The 6,923-nt window shown below is 72.5% G+C and carries 6 protein-coding genes; all 6 read left to right on the top strand.

Translation table 11 applies throughout. The annotated features are described in order from the left end of the window. Window positions 1–323: 323 nt before the first annotated feature. The 6 genes from ACZ7GJ_RS10620 to ACZ7GJ_RS10595 all read left to right on the top strand — a co-directional run bounded on the left by ACZ7GJ_RS10620 (window position 324) and on the right by ACZ7GJ_RS10595 (window position 6,899). Window positions 324–1,457, top strand: coding sequence for a PLP-dependent cysteine synthase family protein (locus ACZ7GJ_RS10620; RefSeq protein ID WP_470750784.1), 1,134 nt, complete (start codon window positions 324–326; stop codon window positions 1,455–1,457). Further along, window positions 1,454–2,758 carry an MDR family MFS transporter gene (locus tag ACZ7GJ_RS10615; protein WP_470750783.1) on the top strand — a complete coding sequence of 435 codons (1,305 nt, stop codon included), beginning with the start codon at window positions 1,454–1,456 and terminating at the stop codon, window positions 2,756–2,758. The genes ACZ7GJ_RS10620 and ACZ7GJ_RS10615 overlap by 4 nt, the downstream gene beginning before the upstream one ends. A 180-nt stretch (window positions 2,759–2,938) precedes the next feature. After that, window positions 2,939–3,679, top strand: coding sequence for a response regulator transcription factor (locus tag ACZ7GJ_RS10610; protein ID WP_470750782.1), 741 nt, complete (start codon window positions 2,939–2,941; stop codon window positions 3,677–3,679). Continuing rightward, window positions 3,676–4,788, top strand: a complete 1,113-nt coding sequence (locus tag ACZ7GJ_RS10605) for a sensor histidine kinase (RefSeq protein ID WP_470750780.1) — start codon at window positions 3,676–3,678, stop codon at window positions 4,786–4,788. The genes ACZ7GJ_RS10610 and ACZ7GJ_RS10605 overlap by 4 nt, the downstream gene beginning before the upstream one ends. A 223-nt stretch (window positions 4,789–5,011) precedes the next feature. Continuing rightward, window positions 5,012–5,578: a DUF1062 domain-containing protein gene (locus ACZ7GJ_RS10600; RefSeq protein ID WP_470750779.1), complete on the top strand. Its 567-nt coding sequence runs from the start codon at window positions 5,012–5,014 to the stop codon at window positions 5,576–5,578. 208 nt (window positions 5,579–5,786) lie between these two features. Then, window positions 5,787–6,899, top strand: coding sequence for an AfsR/SARP family transcriptional regulator (locus tag ACZ7GJ_RS10595; protein WP_470750778.1), 1,113 nt, complete (start codon window positions 5,787–5,789; stop codon window positions 6,897–6,899). Window positions 6,900–6,923: the final 24 nt, after the last annotated feature.

Here is a 6,923-nt window from a genome sequence, read left to right as displayed (position 1 = left end):
CCCCCCCCCCCCCCCCCCCCCCCCCCCCCCCCCCCCCCCCCCCCCCCCCCCCCCCCCCCCCCCCCCCCCCCCCCCCCCCCCCCCCCCCCGCGGCGTGGATCCGTACTCCGTGCACCCGGCCGTGGCGCCGGATGCCGGCCGGGTGGCCATAGCCGTATCAGGCCGGTCCACTCTCACCAGCGTCTGTCGATGGCGCATCTAGACCGCTCCCGTACGGCCGTTCAGCACGGCCTTACGTGCGCTGAACGGGCGAGCACCGCCTCGCCCGTCGGCGGCATCCGCATGAGCGACTACCTGACGCATCATCGAATGAGAGCCGGACCATGCATTCTTCGATCACCGACGTAACACCCCCTGCCCGCACCACGCTCTCCGGACTGGTGGGCAACACCCCTCTGCTCCGCGTGTCAGAGCCCCTCGCCCCGGCGGGCCGCGGCTTCTGGGCGAAGCTCGAAGGCTTCAACCCCGGCGGCATCAAGGACCGACCCGGCCTCCACATGGTCGAGCGCGCCCGCGCCCGGGGAGATCTCAGGCCGGGTGCCCGGATCATCGAGTCCACCAGCGGCACCCTCGGTCTCGGCCTGGCCCTGGCCGGCATGGTCTACGGCCACCCGGTCACCCTGGTCACCGACCCCGGCCTGGAGAGGTCGATGACCCGGCTGCTGACCGCCTACGGGGCCCAGGTCAATGTCGTGTCCGAGCCGCACCCCTCCGGCGGCTGGCAGCAGGCCCGCCGCGACCGCGTCACCCAGCTCCTGGCGCGGCACCCGGGCGCCTGGTGCCCGGATCAGTACAACAACCCCGACAACACCAGCGCGTACACTCCGCTCGCCCTCGAACTGGCCTCCGAGCTGGGGCACATCGACGTCCTGGTGTGCAGCGTGGGCACCGGTGGGCACTCCGCGGGCATCTCCCGCGTCCTGCGGCAGCTCTACCCCGATCTGACGCTGGTGGGCGTGGACACCGTGGGTTCGACCATCTTCGGCCAACCCGCCCGGACCCGGCTGATGCGCGGCCTCGGATCGAGCATCTACCCCCGCAACGTCGCCTACGACCGGTTCTCCGAGGTCCACTGGGTCGCCCCGGCCGAAGCCGTGTGGGCCTGCCGCCGGCTCGCGGCGTCCCACTACGCGACCGGCGGCTGGAGTGTCGGCGCGGTCGCCCTCGTGGCCGGATGGCTGGCCCGGACCCTGCCGAAGGACACCCGGATCGCAGCGGTGTTCCCCGACGGACCGGAGCGCTACCTCGCCACGGTGTACGACGACGACTACTGCGCGGCCCACGGCCTGCTCGACTCCCCTCCGGCCGCCGAGCCCGAGACGATCGGCCGCCTCGACGAGAAGGAGGTCACGCGCTGGACGCGCTGCGCGGCCGTGGTCGACCCGCTCACCCTCGACGCGGCCGCTGACGCTGACGCTGCGGCTACCGCCACTGCTGCGCAGGAGCCGGGCCGATGAAGGGCACCCTCGCGCAAGTCCGTACGTACGAGCGCAGCGTCCAGCTGTTGATGGTGAACCAGTTCACCATCAACCTCGGCTTCTACATGCTCATGCCCTACCTGGCCGCGCACCTGGCCGGGCCGCTGGGGCTGGCCGGCTGGACGGTCGGGCTGATCCTCGGCGTACGCAACTTCAGCCAGCAGGGCATGTTCCTGATCGGCGGGACACTCGCGGACCGCTTCGGCTACAAGCCGATGATCATTGCGGGGCTGGTCCTGCGCATCGCCGGTTTCGCGACCCTCGGGCTGGTCGATTCGGTGCCCGCGCTGATCGGCGCCTCCGCCGCCACGGGGCTGGCCGGGGCCCTGTTCAACCCGGCCACCCGGGCGTACCTGGCCGCCGACGCGGGAGAGCGCCGGGTCGAGGCCTTCGCACTGTTCAACGTCTTCTACCAGGCCGGCATCATGCTGGGTCCGCTGGTGGGCATGGTGCTCACGGGGGTCGACTTCCGCGTCACCTGCCTCGTCGCGGCCGGGATCTTCGCGCTGCTGAGCATCGTGCAGATCCGGGCGCTGCCCGCCCGCCGGGGAGATGACGCCCCGGTGGGGCGGGACGGCCGGTCCGAGAGCGTGCTCACCCAGTGGCGCGGCATCCTGGCCAACCCTCCGTTCCTCCTCTTCTCCGTGGCCATGATCGGTTCGTACGTCATGACCTTCCAGGTCTACCTGGCCCTCCCGCTGGAAGTCCGGCGCCTGGGCGGCGAAGGCCTGTCGGGCACGGCCGCAGTGGCCGCGCTCTTCGCCGTGTCCGGGCTGAGCACGATCCTCTTCCAGACCAAGGTCACCGCTTGGTGCAAGGCCCGCATGGAGCCGGGCCGCGCGCTCACCTGGGGACTGCTGACCATGGGGGTGGCGTTCCTGCCGATGCTGGCCGCCACGGCGGTGCCCGTACCGGGCGGCGCGATAGGAGCGTGGCTGCTGGCCGCGGTGCCGCCGGCGCTGTCGGCACTGCTGCTGGCCCTGGGCACGATGATCGCCTACCCGTTCGAGATGGACACCATCGTCCGCCTCTCCGGCGACCGGCTGGTGGCTACGCACTACGGGTTCTACAACACCGTCTGCGGAGTCGGCATCGCACTCGGCAACCTGCTCACCGGCGCCGCGCTGGACGCGGCCCGGGCCGCCGGGGTGTCCGCGCTCCCGTGGCTGGCGCTCTTCGCCCTCGGCCTCGGATGCACCGCCGCCCTGTACGGGCTGCACCGCACGGGCCGCCTCGACCCACCCGCCCGTGAACCACGGACGGAGGCCGTGGCCGCCTGAGGGGGCCGGAACCGGCCGGGGCCGCCGTCAGCCAGGCGTCCTCGGCCAGTCCCAGGGCCCCCACACCAGCGCCGGGGCGAGCGTCGAGGACGCCTTCGACTCCTTACGAAACGCGGATGTCTACGGGGAGCCGCGCCCGGGGCAGGACGCCCGGCGGCGCCGGATGCGAGGCTGGAGCCCATGAGCACGCAATCCCCTCCGGACCGGATCCTCGTCGTCGACGACGACCCGACGGTCGCCGAGGTCGTCACCGGCTACCTGCGCCGTGCCGGACACATCGTGGAGCAGGCCGCCGACGGCCCGGCCGCTCTGGACAGCGCCGGGAGGCAGTGGCCCGATCTGGTCGTCCTGGACCTCATGCTCCCCGGCATCGACGGCCTGGAGGTCTGCCGCCGGCTGCGCGCGACCGCACCCGTACCGGTGATCATGCTGACGGCCCGCGGGGACGAGGACGACCGGATCGCGGGCCTGGAGCTGGGCGCCGACGACTACGTCACCAAGCCGTTCAGCCCGCGCGAGCTGGTGCTGCGGGTCGAGTCCGTACTCCGCCGCAGCCGAGGCGCCGCCGAGAGCCCGCCCTCGGCGGCCCGGACCCCGCTCTGCGGCGGCGGGCTCACCCTGGACCCGCAGACGCGGCAGGCCACCAAGAACGGCAGCGAACTCACGCTGACCTTGCGGGAGTTCGACCTGCTCGCCCACTTCCTGACCCACCCGGGCACCGCGCACACCCGCGAGGAGCTCGTACGGGACGTGTGGGGCTGGGACTTCGGAGACCTGTCCACCGTCACCGTCCACGTCCGCCGCCTGCGCGGCAAGATCGAGGACGACCCCGGGCGGCCGGAGCTGATCCGCACCGTGTGGGGAGTCGGCTACCGGTTCGAGGCCGAGCCGGACGCGGTGAGCGGGGCGGAGGAGCGGTGAAGGACCTGCTGCTCATCGCCGCCTTCGCCCTCGGCGGCGCCGCCTGCGCCGGGCTGCTCGGCGCCCTCGCCCTGCGCCTGGTACGGCAGCGCTCGGCCGCCGTCTCCCTGATGGTGGTGGCCGCCGTCACCGTGACCGCCATGCTGGCCGGCACCCTGGCGGTGGCGCGGGCGATGTTCCTGTCCTCGCACGACCTCACCGTGGTCACCCTGGTCGTGGCCATGGCCGCCGTCGTCTCCCTGCTGACCGCCTTCGTGCTGGGCCGTTGGGTGATGGCCCGCAGCCGTGAACTCGCCCTCGCCGCACGCGATTTCGGCGAGGACGGCACTTTCCTCGCGCCACCCGCACCGGCGACCGCCGAACTTGCGACGCTCTCCCGCGAACTGGCCGTCACCAGTGCCAAGCTGGCCGCCTCGCGCGAGCGGGAGCGGGCCCTGGAGTCCTCGCGGCGCGAACTGCTCGCCTGGATCTCGCACGATCTGCGCACTCCGCTGGCCGGGTTGCGCGCGATGTCCGAGGCGCTGGAGGACGGGATGGTGGACGACCCGGCCCGCTACCACCGTCAGATCCGTATCGAGGTCGACCGCCTCAACTCGATGGTCGGCGACCTCTTCGAGCTGTCACGCATCCATGCCGGATCCCTCACCATCAACCCGAGCCGGATCTCCGTCCGCGACCTGGCCGCCGACGCGCTGTCGGGGGCCGACCCGCTCGCCCGGGAACACGGCGTACGGCTGGTGGGCGAGGAGATCGCGCACGTGCCCGTGGAGGTGGACGGCAAGGAGATCGCCCGGGTCCTGTCGAACCTGCTGGTCAACGCCATCCGCCACACCCCGGCCGACGGCACGGTGGCGCTGGCCGTCGCCAGTCGGGCCGACGCCGTGGTGCTGTCGGTCACCGACGGCTGCGGCGGGATCCCCGACGAGGACCTGCCGCGCGTGTTCGACACCGGCTGGCGGGGCAGCGCCGCCCGGACTCCCCCGGCCGGCGCGGGGCTCGGGCTGGCGATCGTACGGGGCGTCGTCGAGGCGCACGCCGGCCGTGCCGACGTACGGAACGTGCCCGGCGGCTGCCGCTTCGAGGTCACCTTGCCCCTCAAGCCGGTGTGATCGGGCGGGAATCCGGGCAGCGGGTCGATCGCCCCTCGGCCACCGAAATCCAGTGGAAGCGCGCTCCCGCGTGCCGTTAGTGTGCTCCCGCCCGCAGTCACCCCGTCAAGGACGTGCCGTTGTACACCAAGTGAGACACCCCGAGCGCTGAACCGTCGCGCGTCGCACCTGTGCGACGTGCTCCTTTTCGCTGCGGTCTTCTCACTGGAACCGGTGTATTTCTGTGTCCGAAACCTGGGTGGTCATGCCCACCTGCCTGCCGATAATCCTCCGCCGTTGCCACAGGTGTGCCTCCGGGCGCTTCCGGGCGGACGGCAAGTTCCGTGTCAACGCGAACCACAAGCTCCTCGACGCCTGGCTCCTCGCGTTGTGCACCGAGTGCGGGGACACCACCAAGCTCACTGTCCTGGAGCGGGTGAACGTACGCTCCGTGCAGCCGGGGTTCCTGAACCGGATGCACGACAACGACCCCGGCCTGGCGGCCGAGCTGCTCCAGGACCCCGTCCTGCGGCGCCGCAACCACATCGCCCTCGACTGGGACAACGCCTGGCGCCTCGACACCGGCGCGCCCGGCCGGCCGCATCAGACGCACCGGCCGGAGGGGGAGGCGATCGAGGTGTCGGTCCGCTTCACGGCGCGGATCCCCGTGCGGCCGGTGCGGCTGATCGCCGAGGGCTTCGGCCTTTCGCGAGCCGAGGTCGAGAGGCTGCTCACCGAAGGGAACCTCGTGTCGACGGTGCGCCTGAGCGGCAAACTCTCGGGCGACTTCACCTTCACGCTCAAGCACTGAGCCCTTCCGGCCCGGGCCTGTCCGGCGGTATCCGACCGCCGGGCAGGCCCTCGCGCTGTGACCGGCCGGTCCACGTTGGCCGGGCGGCCTGCGCGGGTCCGGCGCGCGTGTCACTCCGGATCGTTACGGATGCCTTGCCCGGCGTACCCGCCGCTAGCCTGTCGACCGCGTCCGCCAGACCGACCAGCCCGGACCCCGGGGAGCAGCCATGCCGACGACCGCCACCACCGACCGGCCGACTGCCCCCGTACTCGGGCACCGTGAGCGCGAGGTGCTCCAAGCGGTCGGCTGCGGTCTGCGGGACGACGAGATCGCCGCCGCGCTCGCCATCCCCGAGGACGCCGTCGCCGGACACCTCGCGCGGATCCTCGTGAAGCTCGGTCTGCGCGACCGGGCCGCCGCCATCGTCCACGCCTTCGACTGCGGCATGGTCGTCCCCGGCTGCGGCCCCCGTACGCAGCCGGTGAGCCCGGTGCTGCGCGCCCTCGGCGGCCGGGCACCCGGGCCGAAGGTACGGATCTCCGTACTCGGACCGCTACGGGCATGGCAGGACGAGCGGCCCCTGAATCTGGGGCACCTGCGCCAGCAGGCCGTACTGGCGGCCCTCGCGCTGCGCGCGGGCCGGACGGTCAGCCAGCAGGAACTGCTCGACGGGGTATGGGGGATGGAGCCTCCGGTCACGAATGTGGTGCCGGTGTACGTCTACCGCTTGCGCAAGACCCTGCGCATCGAGGACAGCCCGGACTCGGTGATCGAGCACGCCCGGTGCGGCTACCGGCTGGCCACCGGAGCGGTCGAGGTGGACGTGGCGCGCATGGAGGGCCTGGTCGCCGATGCCGCTACCGCCGATCGGGCGGGCGACCGGACCGAGGCGGTCCGCCTGTGCTCCCAGGCGCTGGACCTGTTCCGCGGGGAGCTGCTGGCGGGACTGCCCGGGCCCCTCGCCGAGTTGGAGCGGCTGCGGCTCGCCGAGCGCAGGATCGCCGTGGCTCAGCGGAAGTTGGAGTGGCAGTTACGGCTGGGCCAGTGCGCCGAAGCAATCGCCGAGCTGTTCTCGCTGTCCACGGCGCATCCCCTGAACGAACCGGTGGCGGCGATGCTGATGCGCGCGCTGTACCGCAGCGGCCGGCAGGCCGATGCCTTGACCGTGTTCGACCGCGCCCGCCGCCGCCTGGCCGACGACCTTCAGGTGCCTCCGAGTCCGATGCTGCGGCGGACGTACCAGATGATCCTGCGCGGGGACGAGGCCGGCCTCGGACTCGTCCGAACCACGACGCATCTGCCACCATCCGTCAACGGTCCCTCCATTCGGGGCCGTTGACGGATGTGGGAGGGAGTTCGGTCA

This window comes from Streptomyces sp. NPDC037242, from assembly GCF_055604165.1.
Note: the sequence above shows the minus strand (reverse complement) of the source record. Positions and strands in the feature narration are given on the sequence as shown.